Raw genomic sequence first — 325 nt, 5'->3', positions numbered from 1 at the left:
AGCAAGGCAGCAAAAAAGTTGGGCGTTCACCCGAACAGCCTGCGCAACTGGGAAAAGCGCGGCTTAATCAAGCCACTCCGTTTGCCCGGCGGCCAGCGCCGGTATTCCATGGACGAATTAAACCGGCTGTTATCTTCCGGTCAGTTGTCCGGGGAACCGGAAGCAGTTGTGCTTTACGCCCGGGTATCGACCAAAAAACAGGCCGGCGCAGGTAATTTGGAACGGCAAATGGAACGGCTGCGCCAATATGCCCGGGAAAAAGGTTTTACCGTCAAGGCGGAACTCACCGATCTTGCTTCCGGCTTGAACCAGAAACGCCGGGGTT

1 protein-coding gene is annotated in these 325 nt (G+C 56.3%); it reads left to right on the top strand.

Annotation, left to right across the window (positions count from 1 at the left end; all coding sequences use genetic code 11):
- Window positions 1-325 (top strand): MerR family DNA-binding transcriptional regulator (locus A6M21_RS04840; protein ID WP_151191804.1); only part of this gene is annotated, 325 nt, incomplete at both ends.

Origin of the sequence: Desulfotomaculum copahuensis, assembly GCF_001655685.1 — a bacterium.
Taxonomy (GTDB): domain Bacteria; phylum Bacillota; class Desulfotomaculia; order Desulfotomaculales; family Desulfovirgulaceae; genus Desulfotomaculum_G; species Desulfotomaculum_G copahuensis.
The sequence above is the reverse complement of the archived record's forward strand: the minus strand, read 5'-3'. Positions and strand labels throughout refer to the sequence as shown.